The organism is Candidatus Pelagibacter ubique HIMB140 (assembly GCF_025558165.1).
Lineage (GTDB): Bacteria > Pseudomonadota > Alphaproteobacteria > Pelagibacterales > Pelagibacteraceae > Pelagibacter > Pelagibacter ubique_T.
In genome coordinates, this window is sequence record NZ_LAMZ01000001.1 from 1259569 (window position 1) to 1279489 (window position 19921).

Sequence of the window (19921 nt, forward strand, 5' to 3'; positions counted from 1 at the left end):
ATAATCTAATTAAGGAGGGTAATAATTTACCCTCCTTATTTTTATTTAAATTTTATGAAAAAAGTCCAATTTAAATCTAGTTATTCTCAATATTTATTTTTAGCTCCACAGTTAGGAATTTTATTGATTTTTTTATATTGGCCTATCATTCAAACTTTTAGAGATGCATTTACAATGCAGGATGCATTTGGATTTGGAACTCAGTTTGTATGGTTTGATAATTTTTTATTTATCTTTGATGATCCTGCTTATTGGATAGCTTTTAAATTTACTATTATTTATAGTTTCGTAATAACACTAATCACAGCTTCTATTGGTTTGTTGCTCGCAGTTCAGGCAAACAATGTTATGCATGGTAAAAGTGCATACAAAACATTATTAATTTGGCCCTACGCAATTGCTCCTGCTGTTGTTGGTGTAATGGCAAATTATTTTTTTAGTGAAAGATTTGGACTACTTTACCATTTGTTTAATGATCTATGGGGATTTAATTGGTATGAAAGTGTATTTGACTCGTATATTTACTTAATCATTGCTGGATCTTGGAAGCAAATCAGTGCAAATTTTATTTTCTTTTTGGCAGGTCTTCAAGCTATACAAAAATCTGTGATTGAAGCATCTATGATAGATTGCAAGAATAGCATTAGAAGATTTTGGACAATTACCTTTCCTTTGTTAATGCCAACAACATTTTTTTTGATAATTATTAATATTACTTATGCATTTTTTGATACATTCGGCATCATTGATACCACAACTATTGGTGCTCCATCAGGTGAAACAAGAACTTTAGTCTACAAAGCTTATATGGATGGATTTAGAGGATTAGATTTAGGAAGCGCAGGCGCTCAATCAATAATGATGATGTTAATTGTACTAGTTATTACAATTTTTCAATTTAGGTACATAGAGGGGAGAATACATTATAATTAATGAATAGATTAATCACATCAGGATTTTCTCATGTTATTTTATTCATAGGAATATTAATTATGATCGTTCCTGTATGGATGATTTTCGCAAGTTCAACGCATACTGGTTTAACGATTAGTACCCAGGGTCTTCAAATGTTTTTAGGAGATAGCTTCTATGAAAATTATTTGAGAGTTTTGCTGTATCAGGGTGGTTTTTTCAAAGAGATAACTGCTTTAAAAATGTTTTTAAACAGCTTTATAATGGCAACTGGAGTTGCAATATTATCTGTTATTACATCTTTAATGGCAGCATATGCTTTAGTTTATTATAGAACTAAATACGCAACATTATTGTTCTGGTTAATATTTGTTACAATCTTAGTTCCATTAGAGTTAAGAATTTTTCCCACTTATTCAGTAATGGCTGAATTAAATCTAGTAAATTCTTATTTTGGATTAATTGTGCCAATCTCAGCTTCTGCGATAGCAACCTTGTTTTTTAGACAGTTTTATAAAACTGTTCCAGAGGAATTACTTGAATCAGCAAAGCTTGATGGAGCAAATACTTGGAGATTTTTCGTAGATTTTTTAGTTCCATTATCAAAAACAATGATTGTAGCGATGTTAATATTTATGTTTGTTTTTGGATATAACCAATATTTATGGCCATTATTAGTAACAAGTTCAGAACAATACTGGACAGTAGTGATGGGACTAAAGATGATGTCAGGCTCAATCGTTCATCGTTTTGCATTTGTAATGATGTCTATGGTTCCACCAATTTTAATTATAATTGTTTTACAGAAACATTTTATTAAAGGAGTTTTCCAAGATAAATGAAAATAAAACCACTTCAAATTGTTGCGCATATTATTTTAATAATAGGTGTTCTGTTAATGGTTCTCCCAATTTGGATTTCTTTTGCAAGTTCCACGCATGAAAATGTATCTATCCTTACAGAAGGTATGAGATTTACATTGGGCGAACAATTTTCAAGAAATTATAATGAAGTTTTAAATGAAAAAGGTGGTTGGTCTGAGGAAGTAACTGCTGCAAAAATGTTTATTAACAGTTTTATAATGGCTTTGGGAATTGCTACACTTAAAGTAGCTATTTCAGCAATGTCTGCATACGCTTTAGTTTATTATAGATTTAAATTAGCAGTTCCAATTTTTTGGTTAATTTTCATTACTCTACTTGTGCCTTTAGAGGTAAGAATATTTCCAAGTTATAAAATTGTATCTGATTTAGGTTTAACCAATTCATATACAGGTCTTATTCTTCCATTGGTTGCTTCAGCTACTGCAACTTTTTTCTTCAGACAATTTTACAAAACAATTCCTGATGAACTTTTGGAATCTGCAAAATTAGATGGAGCAAATGGTTGGAGTTTCTTCATAGATTTTTTAGTCCCACTATCAAAAACTATGATAGCTGCAATGTTTATCTTTATGTTTGTTTATGGATATAGCCAATATTTATGGCCATTGATTATGACTACTGCCGAAGAATATTGGACAGTTGTGATGGGGATGAAAATTATTTACACTGAGAGTTATGAAGGAGTTGCACTACCAAGAACTGCAGAAAGATTTGCCTATATTATTTTGTCTATGATCCCTCCAGTATTAGTGGTGGTATTTTTACAAAAATGGTTCATAAAAGGATTAATTCAAACGGAGAAATAAATGAGTTTTTTAGATTTAAAAAATGTAACTAAGATTTACCCTAACGGCACAAAAGCAGTACATGAAACTTCATTAAGTATTGATGAAGGAGAGTTTATGGTTTTTGTAGGGCCTAGTGGATGTGGAAAATCAACGTTGTTAAGAATGGTTGCAGGATTAGAGGACATAACTGAAGGTGATATTAATCTTGATGGAAAATTAATAAATGAAGTTGATCCATCTGAAAGAGATGTGGCAATGGTATTCCAGAACTATGCATTATATCCACATATGAATGTTTATAATAATTTAGCTTATGGTTTAAAAAACAGAGGAATTGACAAAGAAACAATCGAGCAAAAAGTTAATGATGCAGCAAAACTTCTCCAAATTTCAGATTTTTTACAGAGAAAACCATCAATGTTATCTGGTGGTCAAAGGCAAAGAGTTGCAATGGGTAGAGCGATTGTTAGAAACCCTAAAATATTCTTATTTGATGAGCCTCTTTCAAACTTGGACGCAAAACTAAGAATCCAAATGAGACTTGAAATCAAAAAACTTCAGCAGAAAGTTGGAGTAACAAGTATATTTGTTACACACGATCAAGTCGAGGCTATGACGCTTGCAGATAGATTGGCTGTTATAAATAATGGAATTATTGAACAACTTGGAACTCCTATTGAAATTTATAATAATCCAAAATCTTTATTTGTTGCTGGTTTTATCGGCTCTCCACAAATGAATTTTTTAGATGCTAATTTAAATAACAAAACCTTATCAGCAGAAAATTTTGAAATTAAAAATATAAATAGCGATTATAATGGTGAAGTTACTTTGGGAATAAGACCGGAGCATTTAATAGAGTCTGAAAATGGTTTGATAAATTTAAAAGTAGAATTAGTAGAACAATTAGGTTCAGATAATCTTGTTTATGGCCAAATTAAAAATATAAAAGATTTTTGTTACAGATCTCCAGGAAATCAAACAATCAAAAAAGGCGATACTCTAAGTTTAAATATAGAGGAAAATAAATATTTTATTTTTGATAAAAGCACAGGCAAAAGAGTAAACTAAATTTGATTTTAACCAAACCAAATCATATAAAAATTTATGGTCACAGAGGAGCTAGAGGCGATCTACCAGAAAATACTTTAGATAGTTTTAAATATTTATTTGAAAACAATATTAACGCCTACGAAACTGATATTTTAATTTCAAAAGATCTTATACCTGTTATTACCCATGATTTTAGATTAGATCCAAGTTTTACTAAAGATGAAGAGGGAGATTGGATTACAGATGAAAATATTAAAATTTTTGATTTAACATATAATGAAATTTCAAAATTTGATGTTGGTTCACTTAATAAATTAACAAGATATGGAAGAAGATTTCTTAATCAGAGAAGTTTAGAAAATCAAAAAATTCCAAAACTTTCAGAATTACTTGAACTATCTTCAAAAAATTTATCTCAAGCTTCAATAATAAATTTAGAGATTAAATCTACTCCAGATGAAAAAAATCTTACACCTAATCCTAAAGAAATGGTTCAAATAGTTTTAAATGATATTAAAAAATCAAATTTACAAGATAAAATAATAATTTCATCTTTTGATTGGAGAATTTTAAGAGAAGTTAAAAATCAAAGTCCTGAAATTTCTAGAGCTTATTTAACTTTTCAACAGGAAAAAGGAATGAAGATCAAAAAAACAATTTATAGTAAATCTCCTTGGATAGATCATATTCCTCTTACAATTGTTTACGATCTTCCTAAAATTATAAAAGAATTAGGTGGTAGTGCTTGGCATCCTTATTACAAAGATATTAATAAAAAAGCTATACAAGACGCACACGATTATAATCTTCCAGTAAATGTTTGGACCGTTAATGATGAGTATAATATGTTAAAAATGATTGAATATGAAGTAGACGGTATAATGACTGATTATCCACTTAAGCTCAAAGAATTGTGTGACAAAAAAAATATTAAGTGGTTTTAAAAATTTTTAATGGACGTTGATCTTGTTAATAACGAAGTGATTTTCCTTCAAGATAAGCTTAAGGGTTATAGTTTAACAGGGGCTGAAAATAAATTTGATGAAAAAGGTAATCCTTTATTTTTCCCTGGTTGTACAATTATTTTTAATATTCCAATGGATACAGATTTATCAAGTGAAATATTTAAATTTCAGAATAAGTTGAGAGAATTAAATCCACCAAAGACCTATTTTTATTTACCTAGAAGCAGTTTTCATATGACTTTATTTGACTGTTGTAATTTTAATACAAAAAACACAGAGTATTGGCCAAAAAACGTTAACAAAAATCTAAATTACAACGAAATTGCAATCAAATTAAACAAGAGAATTCAAAACTACTCACTGCCCAACAAGGTTAACTTAAAGTTAAAAAAATTTTATGGAGGATACAGTATGATTTTAGAACCTTTCTCAGAGGAAGATGAGAGTATTTTGAGAAATTGCCGAGATGAATTAAGTAAATTGCTAAAAATAAAATTTGAAAATCATCAAAAATATACTTTTCATATTACTCTAGCCTATATTTTGAGAAAACTTACTCAAGAAGAAATAAATAATTTATTAAAAGTTAACAAAAATTTATTAGATGAGTTTGTTAAAAAAATTCCAAAAATAGTTTTAAAAGATCCTACTGTTTGTACTTTTGAAAATATGCTAGAATTTAAAAGTATTAATTCTTCCAACCAGTAACATTTTTTACTTCAAGAAATTCTGTGAGGCCCCACACTCCACCTTCTCTTCCATTTCCAGATTGTCTATAACCACCAAAAGGAGTTCCAACATCTGCTGCATTACCGTTTACATAGACACATCCTGATCTTAGTTTTTTTGCAACTCTATGAGCTTTTTCTTTATCATCAGTTTGAAGATAATTTCCTAAACCATAAGAAGTATCGTTCACAATTTTCACTGCTTCATCCTCAGTATCAAATGGAATAATTGATAAAACAGGGCCAAATATTTCTTCCTTTGCAATTCTCATCTCATTAGTAACATCTGTGAAAATAGTTGGTTTGATAAAATATCCTTTGTTTAAACCGTTTGGTAATTCTGGCCCTCCAGCAGCTAAAGTTGCGCCCTCAGAAATTCCACTTTCAATAAGATTTATAATTTTATCGTATTGAATTTTTGAAATTACAGGTCCAATGTGATCTCCTTTTTTAGTTGCTTGATCAACTTTAATTTTATTTGCTTCATCAACAGCTTCTTTTACTGCTCTTTCATAAATTGATTTTTCAACCAACATTCTTGTAGGTGCATCACAAGATTGACCTGAATTACTCATTACATTTCTGATACCATCTCTCACTGCATCTTTATAACTGTCAGCAAAAACAATATTTCCACCTTTGCCACCTAGCTCAAGACAAACTCTTTTAATTGTATCAGCGGCATTTTTAGAAATTAACTTTCCAGCTCTTGTTGAACCGGTAAAAGAAACCATATCAATATCCGGATGACTTGAAATGTCTGTTCCAACTCCAGCCCCATTGCCATTTACTAAGTTAAAAACTCCTTTTGGAAAACCAGCTTCATCAATCATTTCAGCAAATAACATTCCTGATATTGGAGCAATTTCTGAGGGTTTTAAAATCATTGTACAACCAGTTGCAAATGCAGGAGCAACTTTAAGAGCAATTTGATTTATTGGCCAATTCCAAGGAGTTATTAATCCACATACTCCAATTGGTTCATAACAAATATGATTATTTGATTTTTCATCAAAATGTTCTTCAAAGTTAAAGTTTTTAAGTCTTAGTATAAAATCATCTAAATGATCTCTTCCTGATGCCGTTTGAACATCATTCGACCAATCCATTGGAGCACCCATTTCTAATGAAATAGCTTCTGCCATTTCATTAAATCTTTTTTTGTAAATAGTTAATAATTTTTCTAATAATTTAATTCGTTCCTCTTTTGAGGTTTCTTTCCAAGTTTCAAATGCTGTTTTTGCAGCTTTTACAGCTCTATTTGTATCTTCAGTGGATCCTAGAGAAATTACTGCGCATGGATCTTCATTACATGGATTGATAACATCAAAGTCATTCCTCTTAATTGGATCTACCCATTCACCATCAATATAAAATTTTCTTTTATCTAACATAATTTTATTTTAGCATACTATTTAAATTTCATATCCTTTTTCCTCGGGCTCATTATCAACTAATTCCTCTGGAAAACCCTTGGCTCTAAAATCAATATTGTTTAAATCTTCCATCCTTTTTACGATCATAGAAGACCACGCTCTAGATCCATATTTTTTTTGTCCATCTTTAAATATTTCAACAACTTTTGGAGATATCTCCAGTGGAGCATTTAACTTTTTGGCAAGATCATCAAATAATCCTGTATCTTTTAAAACTAAATCCATTGTAAAGTTTATATTATAAGAACCATTTAAAATTACTTGACTTTCTGTTTCGTGAACAAATGAATTACCTGAGGATGCGGCAATCCCTTTAAATGTTTTTTCAAGATCTAGGTTAGATTTTTTAGCAACTGTCCAAGCCTCTCCTAAAGCTACCAAATGCACTGAAGCTAAATAATTTGTAATTACTTTAAGAGTACTTGCTGTACCCAATTCACCAGTATGCAACACTTTTCTTCCCATGACTGTTAAAACAGGCAAAATTTTTTCAAATGCTTTTCTCTTACCACCTACAAAAATTGCAATATTTCCTGTTGCAGCTCTATGACAACCACCACTTACTGGGCCATCTAAAGGTATAGCGTTTTTTGCAATTACTTTTTCTCCAATTCTCTTTACCTCAGCTTCATCAGTAGTACTCATTTCAAGCCAAATTTTATTTTCAGAAAGGCCTTGAAGTACTCCATCTTCAGCTTCCATAACTTCTGCACTTACTTTTAGCGATGGCAAAGAAGTAATTACCAGATCAACTTGTTCTGCAAGTTCTTTTCCAGAATTTGCAACTTTTGCTCCAGAACTTTTAAATTGATTTGTTAAATTTTGATCTACGTCTCTTACTGTTAAGTCAAATCCATTTCTTAATAAACTTCCTGCAAGTTTAGCACCTACATTTCCTAGACCTATAAAACCTATCTTCATTATTTTACCTCTTCTTTTTTATTTTTTGTAAAAACTATTAATATGACACCAACAATTATTATTGCTCCACCAATGAATAGTTCTTTGGTTGGCTCTTCTCCTAAAAGAAAAATTGCAGCCAACAATCCAGTTGGAGGAATTCCCATGGTTACAATAGGTAGAACTTTATAAATAGGATTATTTTTTATGACATAATAAAAGCAACCATATGTTACAGGCTGCATTATAAAACCAATGTAGATTGCAATAATCCAATGATCAATTTTTGCATTAGAGATATAATTTATAGTATTTCCATCAATGATTGCTGAAAGTAATATTAAAATTGGACCAGAAAATAATGCCATCCAAGCAACCAATGCTAAAGGATTAATTTCTTTACTTAAAGGTTTCACCATTACTTGCCCAAGAGCCCAAATAGCAGAGCCTAGTATCGTCAATCCAATACCAATAATTTTTCCATCTAAATTTGGTGAGCCAGTTAAAACATAAACACCGATAAATGCTATACCAATACCAATTAAAGCTCTAACTGTTGGTTTCTCTTTAAGCATAAAGTAAGCAAAAATAACTCCAAACGGTACTTCCATTTGTACTAACAAAACCGCAGATGAAGCATCAATCAAGTCTAACCCGGAGTAAGTAATACTGTATTGCAAAGTATTAGCTATTAAAGAAGCTATGAAGATTTTTAGCAAGTAGCCCCTTGGTATTGGAAACCACCAAATTAAAATTGAAGCTGCAAAGATAAATCTTAAACCCATTAATAAAATTGGTGGAAAAGAATCGAAAGCTGGTTTTGCAATGACAAAACCAAAGCCTAAAAAAATCGGAACTAGCGATGCAATGAAGGTATCTTTTAAATTCATGTCGTTAATTTAATATTAATGATTATTAAAGAACTTCTGGTATATTCATCTTTTAAAATATGAATTCAACAAAAATAGATCCAAAATACATTAGTAAATCAAATCCAAGAGTTGGTTTAATAGCTCTTGCAAGTGACTTTATGATTGAGAGAGATTTCATTAATGTCATAAAAGATAGGGAAATTGATTTTTTTGTTAACCGTATTGAGTGTTACAATCCATTAACTCGAGAAAACCTGATTAAAATGTCTAATAAAGTAACTGAAGTTGCAAAAGATATTTTACCAGATCAAGATATTGATTGTGTTGTTTATGGCTGTACCTCCGGGACCATTGCAGCTGGATATAATTCTATTGAACAAAAAGTAAAAGCAGCAAAACCAATGGCTGACGTTACAACGCCTAGCACTGCAGCAATTAAAGCTTTAAAAAAATTAAATATAAAAAAAATTTCTTTGTTCACACCATATAGTAAAAAACTAAATGATGAGGTCTTAGAATATTTTAAAACTGAGGGATTTGAAATTACCTCTAATTCTTACTTTGATATCGAGGCTGATTATGACATTGGTAAAGTAGATCAAGATTATTTATATGAAGTATTATCTAAAATTGATTTAAATGGGGCAGAGGCTTTGTTTGTTTCGTGTACAGCTTTACCCGTGTTGCCAATAATTGATAAACTTGAAAAAAAATTGAACACAGTAGTTTTATCTAGTAATCAAGCATTAATTTGGGATACGCTTGTAAAAATAAATAAAAATAACTCTGTTGAGGGATTTGGAAAACTATTTGAGGCAAACTAATGTCATTTACTAAAGAAGAATACAAACAAAGATTAAAAAAAGTTCAAAAAATGATGCAAGAAAAAGGCATCGAACTTTTAATTTCTCATGACACAAATAATTTATATTATCTAACTGGTTATGACGCCTGGTCATTCTATTATGCTCAATGTGCAATCGTTCATGTAAATGCAGACGAACCATTATGTTTTGTAAGAGCTCAAGATGCAGGTGGTGCTTATATAAAAACTTATTTAAAAGATGAAAATATTTTAGTGTATGATGAAGAGTACATTCATACTTGGCCAAAACATCCTTATGATAGATTGGTCGAAATAATTAAAGAGAGAAAATGGGATAATCTATCAATTGGACTAGAGATGGATGCTCACTATTTTACAGCTTTTTGTTATGAAAAAATAAAACAAGGTTTGCCAAATGCCAAAATCAAAGACAGTGATCGATTGGTGAATTGGGCAAGATTTACAAAATCTGACGCAGAAATAAATTACATGAAGTCAGCAGCAAAAATTTCAGAACAAGGAATGAAAACTGCAATGGAAGTTATTAAACCTGGTGTAAGGCAGTGTGATGCGGTTGGTGAAATTCAAAAAGCACTTTTTTATGGAACAGAGGAATTTGGTGGTGAATATTCAAGTATTGCAACTCTTCTTCCAACAGGAAAAGGTACTTCTGCTTCACATTTGACCGCTACACAAGATAAATTTGTTGAGGGAGAAGCAACGATTATTGAACTTTCTGGAGTTTATAAAAGGTATCATGCGCCAATGGCTAGAACAGTTTTACTTGGAAAACCCAATCAATTAAAAATTGATACGATGAATAAAACTATTGAAGCCTTAAACACTGGTATTGGCGCAATAAAAGCAGGAAATACGGTAGATGATGTTGCTCAAGCTTTTTGGAAAATACTCGATAAATATGGTATCGAAAAAAGATCAAGAACTGGTTATTCAATAGGGATTGGTTACCCTCCTGATTGGGGAGAGCATACTCTTAATATATACAAAGGAGACAAGACAGTACTTGAGCCTAATGTTTGTTTTCATATGATTGCTGTTATGCAATTTGGTGACTGGGGCGTTGAAGCGTCTGAGGCTATTAGGGTTACAGAAAACGGTTCAGAGTTATTTTGTAATTTTCCAAAAGAGCTTCATATCAAGAGTTAATTTACTATTGAAATCTACTTTCACAAATGTTTAATAATCAACTTTATGTCTAAAAATCCAGAATTCGTAAAATTTGATAAAGTAGATAAAAGTTATGACGGTAAAGTACTCGTCGTTAAAGATCTTCAATTAGATATTGCTGAAGGTGAATTTATAACGATGCTTGGACCATCTGGTTCAGGTAAAACAACTTGTTTAATGATGTTAGCTGGATTTGAAACCCCAACTAATGGAGAAATTTTATTAGATGGAAATATTATTTCAAACATCCCACCTCACAAAAGAGGAATTGGAATGGTGTTCCAAAATTATGCATTGTTTCCACACATGACAGTTTATGAAAATTTAGCCTTTCCTTTAAGAGTAAGAAAAGTTGAAAAAGATGAAATTGATAAAAAAGTAGACAAAGCTTTGTCTATGGTTTCTTTAAATGGATTTGAATCTAGAATGCCAGCGCAACTTTCTGGGGGACAACAACAAAGGGTTGCTGTTGCAAGAGCGCTTGTATTTGATCCCGCTGTTGTTTTAATGGATGAGCCACTTGGTGCATTAGATAAAAATTTAAGAGAGAGCATGCAGTATGAAATTAAACATATCCACGAAAGTATTGGTGTTACTGTTGTGTACGTTACTCATGACCAAAGTGAAGCTCTTACTATGTCAAACAGAATAGCTGTATTTAACGATGGTAAAGTTCAACAGTTATCTGATCCAGCAGAGCTATATGAGAAACCAGTAAACTCTTTTGTTGCAGAATTTATTGGTGAAAATAATACATTTAATGGTGAGGTCTCTGATATAGATAAAGATAAATGTAAAGTAAAATTAGGTAATGCAGAAATATTAGCTAACCCTATTTCGGTAAAATCAAAAGGTGAAAAAACTACAGTATCTTTAAGACCAGAAAGAGCATTGATAAATCCAACTGATAAAATGGATAATATGTTCACTGGAAAAATTGAGGAAGTAATTTACCATGGTGATCATACAAGAGTAAGATTAGATTTACTTGGTAGTTCTGAGTTTATTTTAAAAGTACCAAACAGCACCTCTAACCTTGAGCTAAAAGTAAAAGAAGATATCAAAATTGGTTGGAACAGTGTTGATGCTAGAGCTTTAGATCCTAAATAATTTCAAATAAATATCCAAAATAACATTAGATAAAATGAGCTGTTGACTTCACTTGCTCATTTTGGTGTACTTTAATTATATAAATTAATTTATATTAACGTTTAAACGGAGGAATAATGAAAAAATTAAGTAAATTATTACTTGCTCTTTCTTTTGCTCTTTCAATAACTTCATCAGCATTTGCAGTTACTGTTGCATCTTGGGGTGGAGCTTATACAGAATCTCAAAAGTTAGGGTATGGTGATCCAACTGCTAAAGCACTAGGAGTAGAAATCAACTGGGTTGATTACTCTGGTGGTTTATCAGAAATTAAAGCACAAAAAGAAGCGGGTGCTATTACTTGGGATATCATAGACTTATTTGCATTCGATACAATTAACGGATGTGATGAAGGTTTATTTGTTAAATTTGATTTTGACAAAGACTTCCCAGCTGCACCAGATGGAACTCCTGCAAGTGAAGACTTTTTCACAGAAATGCCAAGTGAATGTGCTGTAGGAAACATCTTGTATTCTTGGAACTATGCTTTTGATACAAGAGCATTCGGTGGTAAAGAGCCTAAAACTATTAAAGACTTCTTTAACACTAAAAAATTCCCAGGAAAAAGAGCAATCTACACTAGTGCTTTAACTAATTTAGAAATTGCTTTGGCTGCGGATGGCGTGAAGTTAGGTGACGGCGGTGAAAGAGTTTATAGAAAACTTTTATCAGATGGTGGAATCGACAGAGCGTTAGCTAAAATTAAAACACTATGTACAGATCCAAATGGTGGATGTGTATTCTGGTCTGCAGGTGCTCAACCACCTGAATTATTAGTTGCTGGTGAAGTTGTAATGGCAACTGGTTGGAACGGAAGATTCTTTAATGCTGAAGTTGGTGAAGGTGCTCCAATTAAACAAGTATGGGATGGTCAAGGTCTTGACTACGAATACTTTGCTTTAGTTAAGGGTGGTCCAGATGAAGCAAATGCTAAAAAAGCTTTAGCTATGATGACTAACACTGAAATGTTAGCTGGTAGCGCAAAGTACATTGCATATGCTCCATGGAGAAAATCTTCTCTTGATGTAATCACTGCTGGTGAGCCATGGTACAAAGATGGTAAAACAGAAATGATGCCTCAAATGCCAACAGCTCCTGCTAACACTAAAAACTATTTCTTAGTAGACCCATTCTTCTGGGCTGACTATGGAACAGAGATTGGTGAAAAGTGGGAAGCTTTCAAAGCAGGCCTATAATTTCAGTTTTAATCACTGAATTTATATAATATATTTAGGGCGGTTATTAATTAACCGCCCTATTTTTTTATGAGCTCTGAAACAAAACAAATTTTAACAACTGATGGAATACCACTAGAAGTCAGTTTGAAGAAAGCAGAACGGAAGAATAAAGTTAAAGCCTTCCTTCTAGTAGCTCCTTTATTATTATTTTTAGTCATCACTTATATATTTCCAATTGGAGAAATGTTTACGAGAAGTATTGATGACAAAATGATTACAAATATGCTTCCTAAAACATTTAAGGAAATGGAAAACTGGGACGGACAAGAACTACCTCCTGAGGAAGTTTTTTCTGCTTTTTATTATGACTACAAAGCTCTTGTTGAAAAACAAGAACATGGAAAACTAGGTCAAAGATTAAATAAAGAAAAAAATGGTTTTAATTCAACAACCAAAAGGTTGTTTAGAAATATTAAAAGAAAAAAGATTGAAGAAAGCGCAAGTATTAAAGAGCAGATGATGAAGGTCCATAAAAATTGGGGAAAAGTTGAGTACTGGCAAGCCATTAAAAGAACAGCTCCACCATATACATTGGCTAAGTATTTAAAAGGTATGGATATGTATTATGCGGCCGATGGAAGTATTGCCCAAGTAGATGAGGATCGAAGAATTCATAGAATTTTGTGGCTAAGAACGCTTGAAATTGCTTTTTTTGTAACTCTATTTTGTTTTGCAATGGGTTATCCTATTGCTCATTTATTAGCTACATTACCAATGAAGTACTCAAATCTATTAATGATCTGTGTTCTTCTACCATTTTGGACTTCATTATTAGTCAGAACAGCGAGCTGGATGATTTTATTACAGCAACAAGGTGTCGTTAATGACTTCTTTGTGATGATAGGATTAGTCGCTGACAATAACAGGCCTGAAATGATGTACAATAAAGTTGGAACATATGTAGCAATGACACAAATATTATTACCATTTATGGTTCTTCCACTTTACAGTGTTATGAAAACAATCTCTCCAAGCTTAATGAGAGCTGGAAAATCTTTAGGAGGAACACCTTTTGTTGCATTTTGGAAAGTTTATTTCCCATTAACTATTCCAGGTATAGGAGCAGGATGTTTATTAGTATTTATATTGGCAATTGGATATTACATTACCCCAGCATTGGTAGGAGGTGCTTCTGGAACTTTGATAAGTAACCAGATCGCATATCATATGAAAACAACTTTAGACTGGAGCTTTGCATCTGCAATGGGATTGATGTTGTTAACTGGAGTTTTAGTTGTGTATTGGATTTATAACAAATTAGTTGGAGTTGATAATATTAAATTAGGATAAAGATGGCATTACCAAGTTATACAGAAACGCGTTATAGAATTTGGCATTATGTTTATTTAGCTATTTGTGCATTTGTATTTTTCTTTTTAGTTGCGCCTTTATTCGTAATATTTCCATTATCATTTAATGCTGAAGAATTTTTAGTTTTTTCTGAAGGAATGAAAAATCTTGATCCTGATGCCTTTTCTCTAAGATGGTACAAGGATATGGTCTATGGAACCAAAAACCCATGGGGACTAGCTGCAAAAAATAGTTTTATAATTGCAATATTTGCAACGATAGGATCGATAATACTTGGAACATTGGCTGCGCTAGGTTTAAGCAGTAGGCACATGCCTTATAAGGGAATTATAATGGCTACTTTAATTTCACCAATGATTGTTCCTTTAATTATATCAGGTGTTGCGATATTTTTTTTCATGGCAAAAGTTGGTTTAGCAGCAACACATACAGGAATAGTTTTTGCTCATATAATCCTAGGAACTCCATTTGTTGTAATTACAGTAACTGCAACATTATCAGGATTTGATCATAGTGTAACAAGAGCGGCATCTAGCTTAGGTAGTAACCCTGTAAATACGTTCATGAAAATTACTCTTCCATTGATATTACCAGGTGTAATTTCTGGTGGTTTATTTGCATTTGTAACTTCATTTGATGAAGTAGTTGTAGTTTTGTTTCTTGCTGGTTTAGAAAATACTACAATTCCAGTACAAATGTGGACTGGTTTAAGAGAGCAGCTTAGTCCAACAATTTTAGCTGTTGCAACATGTTTAATTATTCTTTCAACTTTAATATTAATTAGTGCAGAATTATTAAGAAGAAGATCTGAAAGATTAAGAGGAATTAATAGATAAAATTAAACTGCTTCAATTATAGTTGCAATCCCCATTCCTAAACCAATACATTGAGTAGCAAGAGCGTATTTTTTATTCTCTCTTTTTAAAAGTTGTGCAGCTTTACCTGCTATCCTTGCACCTGTTGCACCCAAAGGATGTCCTAAAGCAATTGCACCACCATCTAAATTTACTTTATTAATATCTATTTCTAAATCTTTGATACAAGCTAGTGATTGAGATGCGAAAGCTTCATTTAACTCCACAATATCAATGTCTTTTATTGAAAGTTTAGCTCTCTCCAAAGCTTTTTTAGTCGCTGAAATTGGTCCTAATCCCATAAAATTTGGATCACATCCTTCAACAGCAGTAGATTTTATTCTCCCAAGAATTTCTAAATCATTCTCTTTAGCAAAATTTTCTTCGCATATCAGAGTTGCAGCAGCTCCATCAGTTAGAGGAGATGAAGTTGCAGCTGTTACTGTTCCATTTTGATCAAATACTAACTTTAAACTATCTAGTTTTTCCATTGTACTATTGGGTCTAATATTTTCGTCTGTTTCACAATCACCTATCTTAGTAATTTCACTTTTAAATTTATCTTTTTGTTGGGCTTCATTTGCTTTTCTATGACTTTCCAATGAGAACTCTTGTTGCTCTGTCCTTGAAATATTATATTTTTTTGCAACATTTTCAGCAGTAATTCCCATTGATAAATATAAATGTGGATTTTGTTTTGCTCCATTAGAATAAGGGTAGGGCAAAGGATCAAAGCCAGTTCTAACTCTTGTCATGCTTTCAACACCTCCACAAATAAATATCTTACCTGATCCCATTGCTATTTTCCCGGCTGCGATATGAATTGCTTCCATTGAAGATCCGCACCATCTATCTACAGACATACCTGGAATTCTCATATCTAGATCTGATAAAAAAGTTACTAATCTTCCAATATTGAAACACTGTTCACCAACTTGAAAAGCGCACCCAACAACAACATCATCAATTTCTTTTGGATTAATTTTTGATTGTGAAACAAGATTTTTAATTACTTCAGCTAGCAGATTAACTGGTTTTACATCTATTAATTTCCCTTTATTTGCCATTGCAAAAGGTGATCTGGAATAACCAACTATTACTGAATTGTACATTTTTCTCTTTAATATTGTGTTAATTTATATAGCTTACCAATTTAATTAATCAGGAAATTTGTCTTATTTCAAGTTTTTGATTAATTCAATAAAAGTTTGTCATATATGGATATAAAAAAAGTAGTTGTTATTGGATCCGGTACGATGGGTAGTGGAATTGCAGCACACCTGTGTAACGCAAATGTACCTGTAACTCTTTTAGATTTAACAACAGAAATATCCGAAAAAGCTAGAGACAGAATTCATAAATCAAGACCTCCATTACTTTTAGATAAAACCAAAATTGAAAACATTAAAGTTGGAAATATTAATGATAATTTTGATGTAGTAAAAGAAGCTGATTGGGTTGTTGAGGCTGTTGTTGAAAGAATTGATATAAAGCACAATATTTATGAAAAAATATTTAAGAATAGAAAACAGGGAGCAATTGTTTCATCAAACACATCATCTATCCCAATTAAAGTTTTATCAGAAAAATTAACTGATGAGGAAAAAAAAGATTTTTGTATTACTCATTTTTTTAATCCAGTTAGATACATGGGGTTACTTGAAATTGTAAAAAATGAAAATAATGATTTAAATAAAATCAATTCTCTCAAAAAATTTTGTGAAATTGAATTAGGTAAAGGTGCTATCGTTTGTAATGATACACCTGGTTTCTTAGGAAATCGAATAGGTGTTTATGCAATGCAGGTAGCAATGACTGAGGCATTCAAGATGAAACTATCAATTGAAGAAGCCGATGCAGTTTTTGGGAGACCAATGGGCATACCTAAAACAGGAGTTTTTGGCTTATATGACTTAATTGGAATTGATTTGATGGCTGATGTTTTAAAAAGCTTTATTAAAGAGCTTTCTGATAATGATGAATTTCAAATTGTTGCAAAAGAAATTCCCTTAGTAAAAAAATTGATCGATACTGGTTACACTGGACGTAAAGGAAAAGGTGGTTTTTATAGAATGAATAAAAGCGGAAACCAAAAAGTATTAGAAGCTATCAATTTAGAAACAGGAGAATATACAACCTCAAAAAAAATAGATTTAGGAATTGAGACTGTAGATATTAATAATTTAATTAATCAAAAAGATAAATATGGAGAATATGCTTGGGAAGTAATTTCTAAAATAATTAAATATGCGTCTTCTCTTGTTCCAGGAATTACAGATAAGTTCAACGATATAGATGAAGCAATGAGACTTGGTTTCAATTGGGCATTGGGTCCTTTTGAAATGTTAAAATCAATTGGAGTAGAAAACTTTTTTTCAAGGATAGATAATTTTGAAAATAATAAATTTTTACAAAATTTATCTAAGTCAAAAGATGAAAACTTTTATGGAGAAAGACAATTATATACTGATATTGAAACACTAGGAAAAATTAGACCAACAGCAATAAAAGTAGATAAAAATAATTCTGCTGAAATTCATCGTTTTAAAGATTTTAATATTGTCGAATTTACTACAAAAGCTTGTGCATTAGATTACGACTCAATGGATGCATTAAAAAATGCAACTGACAAACCGCTTATTGTTATGAATGAAAGTATGCAATTTTCTGCAGGTGTGAATTTGAGTTATACGATGAATTTTGCAGACAAGAATGATTTCAAATCTATAGAAAAATTTATTAAATACTTTCAGGATACCTGCAAAACATTAAAATATTCTAAGTACCCAGTAGTTTCTGCACCTTCAGGTCTTACTTTAGGCGGTGGTTTTGAAGTTTTAGTTCAAAGTAACTTTGTCGCATCACACACAAATATTGTGGTTGGTCTTGTAGAAACAATTGTTGGATTGGTGCCAGCTGGAGGTGGATGTAAAGAAATGTTATGGAGATGGTCACAAACTAATGAGGCAAAATCTGATCCTGATTATGCTCCTTTAAAAGTATTTGATATTATTGGATACGCAAAAACGGCAACTTCTCCTGTAGAAGCTGAGCCTTTAAAATACTTAAAACCTGAGGATAAAAAAATCATGAATAGAAACAGTCTTTTTGAAGAGGCGAAAAAACTTATTCATCAAAACAATGATTTTGTTCCTCCAGAAGAGTGCAAATTTAATTTATCTGGAAAACCTTTGAAAGAAAAGATGATTAAAGTTTTAGAGAAATTATATAATGATAAAATAATATTAGATCATGGAATGCATGTTGGAACTGAACTAGCAAATGTTTTAAGTGGTGGTGATACAAATTTAGATAAAACTTTATCAGAAGATGATCTATATAAATTAGAGTTAGATTCTTTTATGAGATTGATAGAAACCAAGCAAACTCAAGAAAGAATTAAACACACTCTTTCAACTGGAAAACCTTTAGTTAATTAGTCTCTAACATTCTAAAAGTGTTTATATAATCAGGTCTTAGTACATAGATTGCTTTATTCCCTGTTTTAATTTTCTTAAGAATATCTAGACCAAACTTTACCTTTCCAATCGGAGTATATTCTCCTTGATAAATTGGGATATCTTTCAAGGTAATAAAAAATTCACTATCTTCAGAGTCAAATTCCGTTGATCTTGCAAAACCAACACTACCTTCAGTAAATTCAAAATCATCACTAAGTTCTGATTTTAATAATCCTAATCCTGATTTTCCACTTCCAATTTTTGAGTAATCTAAATATTTAATGTTCCCAAATTCAATATCACCAGCTTGTACTAAAGTATTTTCAACTACCTTATAGAAAGCTGAGCCATCATACATTTTTTTTTCAATTAATATTTTAAATCTTTTAACAGCTTTAGGAGAGATTTCAGGATATAACTCAATAATAACATTTCCACATTCTAAATTCATTACCGCAATATTATCTGGGTTTTTAAAGTTTAATGTTTTTAAATCATTGCTGTCTATAAATAGACATTTACTTTTTAATAAAAAAAAAGATGAAAAAGCAGAAACGGCCAAAACTATTAAAAAAATAAATAAAATTTTTTCTGATTTTGATGCTTTAATTGTTTTAATCATAAAATATTTTCATCAATTTTAGATATATTTAATTTAATAAAATTAACCTTATTATTTAATACAGGGTCGTTTTTTATTTTCTCTTCAATCAAATTTTTATTAACCATTAAAAAAGAAAAGATTTCAGCCATATCTTCTGATGGAATTGATTTAGAGTATTCTGTTAAAAAACCATTAGTATTTTTATATAAATCTAAATTTAATCTATCTGAGCAAGTGGAACATTCAGCATATTCAAAATCAGAATTATTAAATAAAGAAAATTTTTGATCATTAAAATCATCCTCATAACTATTTTGAATCATGTGAAAAATCTCATGATGAATCATTCTTTCAAAATATTTTTCGTTAAAGTTTATATCTAATATTAAAGTTCTATTTTTGTTGTCTGGTATTCCGCCAGTATTGATGTTCGAAATAAATAACCCTTCACAAAATACAACATATTTTAAATCTATTTTTTTAAGAAATTTAGAATTATATCTTTTAATATTTCTCTCAATGACTGGAAATTTTGTATTAAGATTTTCTTGATTTGTCTTATTGCAAGTAATGTTGTCATCTACTCCTATTTTAAAATCTCCTTTTGCATTTAAATAACGTATATTGTTCTCATTTTTTAGTTTATAGATTTCCAAGTTCGGAATTTTGATTAGATTATATATTTCATCAGCATTTACCTGTGAAAACTGAAATATTAAGATGAATAAAATAATAATTTTCATTAATTTATT

19 protein-coding genes are annotated in these 19921 nt (G+C 31.0%); 13 read left to right on the forward strand and 6 right to left on the reverse strand.

Features of this window, described 5'->3' with window-relative positions; all coding sequences use genetic code 11:
* Positions 1-54 precede the first annotated feature (54 nt).
* From VP90_RS06770 to VP90_RS06795, 6 genes are read left to right on the forward strand one after another with little or no spacing between them, the layout of a single operon-like run.
* Entirely contained in the window at positions 55-933 is an 879-nt protein-coding gene (locus tag VP90_RS06770) for a carbohydrate ABC transporter permease (RefSeq protein ID WP_262590355.1), read from the forward strand.
* Positions 933-1754 carry a carbohydrate ABC transporter permease gene (locus VP90_RS06775; protein WP_262590356.1) on the forward strand — a complete coding sequence of 274 codons (822 nt, stop codon included), beginning with the start codon at positions 933-935 and terminating at the stop codon, positions 1752-1754. The genes VP90_RS06770 and VP90_RS06775 overlap by 1 nt, the downstream gene beginning before the upstream one ends.
* Before the next feature lie 2 nt (positions 1755-1756).
* Positions 1757-2602: an ABC transporter permease subunit gene (locus VP90_RS06780; RefSeq protein ID WP_425321982.1), complete on the forward strand. Its 846-nt coding sequence runs from the start codon at positions 1757-1759 to the stop codon at positions 2600-2602.
* Entirely contained in the window at positions 2603-3655 is a 1053-nt protein-coding gene (locus VP90_RS06785; RefSeq protein WP_262590358.1) for an ABC transporter ATP-binding protein, read from the forward strand.
* Positions 3656-3657: 2 nt separating this feature from the next.
* Positions 3658-4581 carry a glycerophosphodiester phosphodiesterase family protein gene (locus tag VP90_RS06790; RefSeq protein ID WP_262590359.1) on the forward strand — a complete coding sequence of 308 codons (924 nt, stop codon included), beginning with the start codon at positions 3658-3660 and terminating at the stop codon, positions 4579-4581.
* Between the two features lie 9 nt (positions 4582-4590).
* The gene (locus VP90_RS06795) at positions 4591-5310 is read left to right on the forward strand and encodes a DUF1868 domain-containing protein (protein WP_262590360.1); all 720 of its coding nucleotides are present in this window, start codon (positions 4591-4593) and stop codon (positions 5308-5310) included.
* Here the strand turns inward: VP90_RS06795 and VP90_RS06800 are convergent.
* The 3 genes from VP90_RS06800 to VP90_RS06810 are packed head-to-tail and all read right to left on the reverse strand — an operon-like array spanning position 5291 to position 8556.
* A complete protein-coding gene (locus tag VP90_RS06800; protein ID WP_262590361.1) occupies positions 5291-6724 on the reverse strand; it encodes an aldehyde dehydrogenase family protein in 1434 nt (477 codons plus the stop codon). The genes VP90_RS06795 and VP90_RS06800 overlap by 20 nt on opposite strands.
* A gap of 21 nt (positions 6725-6745) precedes the next feature.
* Positions 6746-7687: an NAD(P)-dependent oxidoreductase gene (locus VP90_RS06805; RefSeq protein WP_262590362.1), complete on the reverse strand. Its 942-nt coding sequence runs from the start codon at positions 7685-7687 to the stop codon at positions 6746-6748.
* Positions 7687-8556, reverse strand: a complete 870-nt coding sequence (locus VP90_RS06810) for a DMT family transporter (RefSeq protein ID WP_262590363.1) — start codon at positions 8554-8556, stop codon at positions 7687-7689. The genes VP90_RS06805 and VP90_RS06810 overlap by 1 nt, the downstream gene beginning before the upstream one ends.
* Before the next feature lie 59 nt (positions 8557-8615).
* Between VP90_RS06810 and VP90_RS06815 the strand changes: the two genes are divergently transcribed.
* The 6 genes from VP90_RS06815 (at position 8616) to VP90_RS06840 (ending at position 15086) form a co-directional block, all read left to right on the forward strand.
* Entirely contained in the window at positions 8616-9362 is a 747-nt protein-coding gene (locus VP90_RS06815; protein ID WP_262590364.1) for a maleate cis-trans isomerase family protein, read from the forward strand.
* Positions 9362-10531, forward strand: a complete 1170-nt coding sequence (locus VP90_RS06820) for a M24 family metallopeptidase (protein WP_262590365.1) — start codon at positions 9362-9364, stop codon at positions 10529-10531. The genes VP90_RS06815 and VP90_RS06820 overlap by 1 nt, the downstream gene beginning before the upstream one ends.
* Positions 10532-10576: 45 nt before the next feature.
* Entirely contained in the window at positions 10577-11662 is a 1086-nt protein-coding gene (locus VP90_RS06825; protein ID WP_262590366.1) for an ABC transporter ATP-binding protein, read from the forward strand.
* Positions 11663-11778: 116 nt separating this feature from the next.
* Positions 11779-12897 (forward strand): extracellular solute-binding protein, encoded by a 1119-nt coding sequence (locus VP90_RS06830; RefSeq protein WP_262590367.1) that lies wholly within the window; start codon positions 11779-11781, stop codon positions 12895-12897.
* A gap of 69 nt (positions 12898-12966) precedes the next feature.
* On the forward strand, positions 12967-14229 hold the full coding sequence (locus VP90_RS06835; RefSeq protein WP_262590368.1) for an ABC transporter permease: 1263 nt from the start codon (positions 12967-12969) through the stop codon (positions 14227-14229).
* Positions 14230-14231: 2 nt separating this feature from the next.
* Positions 14232-15086 (forward strand): ABC transporter permease, encoded by an 855-nt coding sequence (locus tag VP90_RS06840; RefSeq protein ID WP_262590369.1) that lies wholly within the window; start codon positions 14232-14234, stop codon positions 15084-15086.
* A gap of 2 nt (positions 15087-15088) precedes the next feature.
* Here the strand turns inward: VP90_RS06840 and VP90_RS06845 are convergent, their stop codons facing one another.
* Complete coding sequence (locus tag VP90_RS06845) at positions 15089-16216, reverse strand: thiolase family protein (protein ID WP_262590370.1); 1128 nt, start codon at positions 16214-16216, stop codon at positions 15089-15091.
* Positions 16217-16321: 105 nt separating this feature from the next.
* Here VP90_RS06845 and VP90_RS06850 point away from each other — a divergent pair, with 105 nt between their 5' ends.
* Positions 16322-18544, forward strand: coding sequence for a 3-hydroxyacyl-CoA dehydrogenase/enoyl-CoA hydratase family protein (locus VP90_RS06850; RefSeq protein ID WP_262590371.1), 2223 nt, complete (start codon positions 16322-16324; stop codon positions 18542-18544).
* Here VP90_RS06850 and VP90_RS06855 read toward each other — a convergent pair.
* Positions 18537-19187, reverse strand: coding sequence for a peptidylprolyl isomerase (locus VP90_RS06855; protein ID WP_262590372.1), 651 nt, complete (start codon positions 19185-19187; stop codon positions 18537-18539). The genes VP90_RS06850 and VP90_RS06855 overlap by 8 nt on opposite strands.
* On the reverse strand, positions 19184-19912 hold the full coding sequence (locus VP90_RS06860) for a putative zinc-binding metallopeptidase (protein WP_262590373.1): 729 nt from the start codon (positions 19910-19912) through the stop codon (positions 19184-19186). The genes VP90_RS06855 and VP90_RS06860 overlap by 4 nt, the downstream gene beginning before the upstream one ends.
* Positions 19913-19921 lie beyond the last annotated feature (9 nt).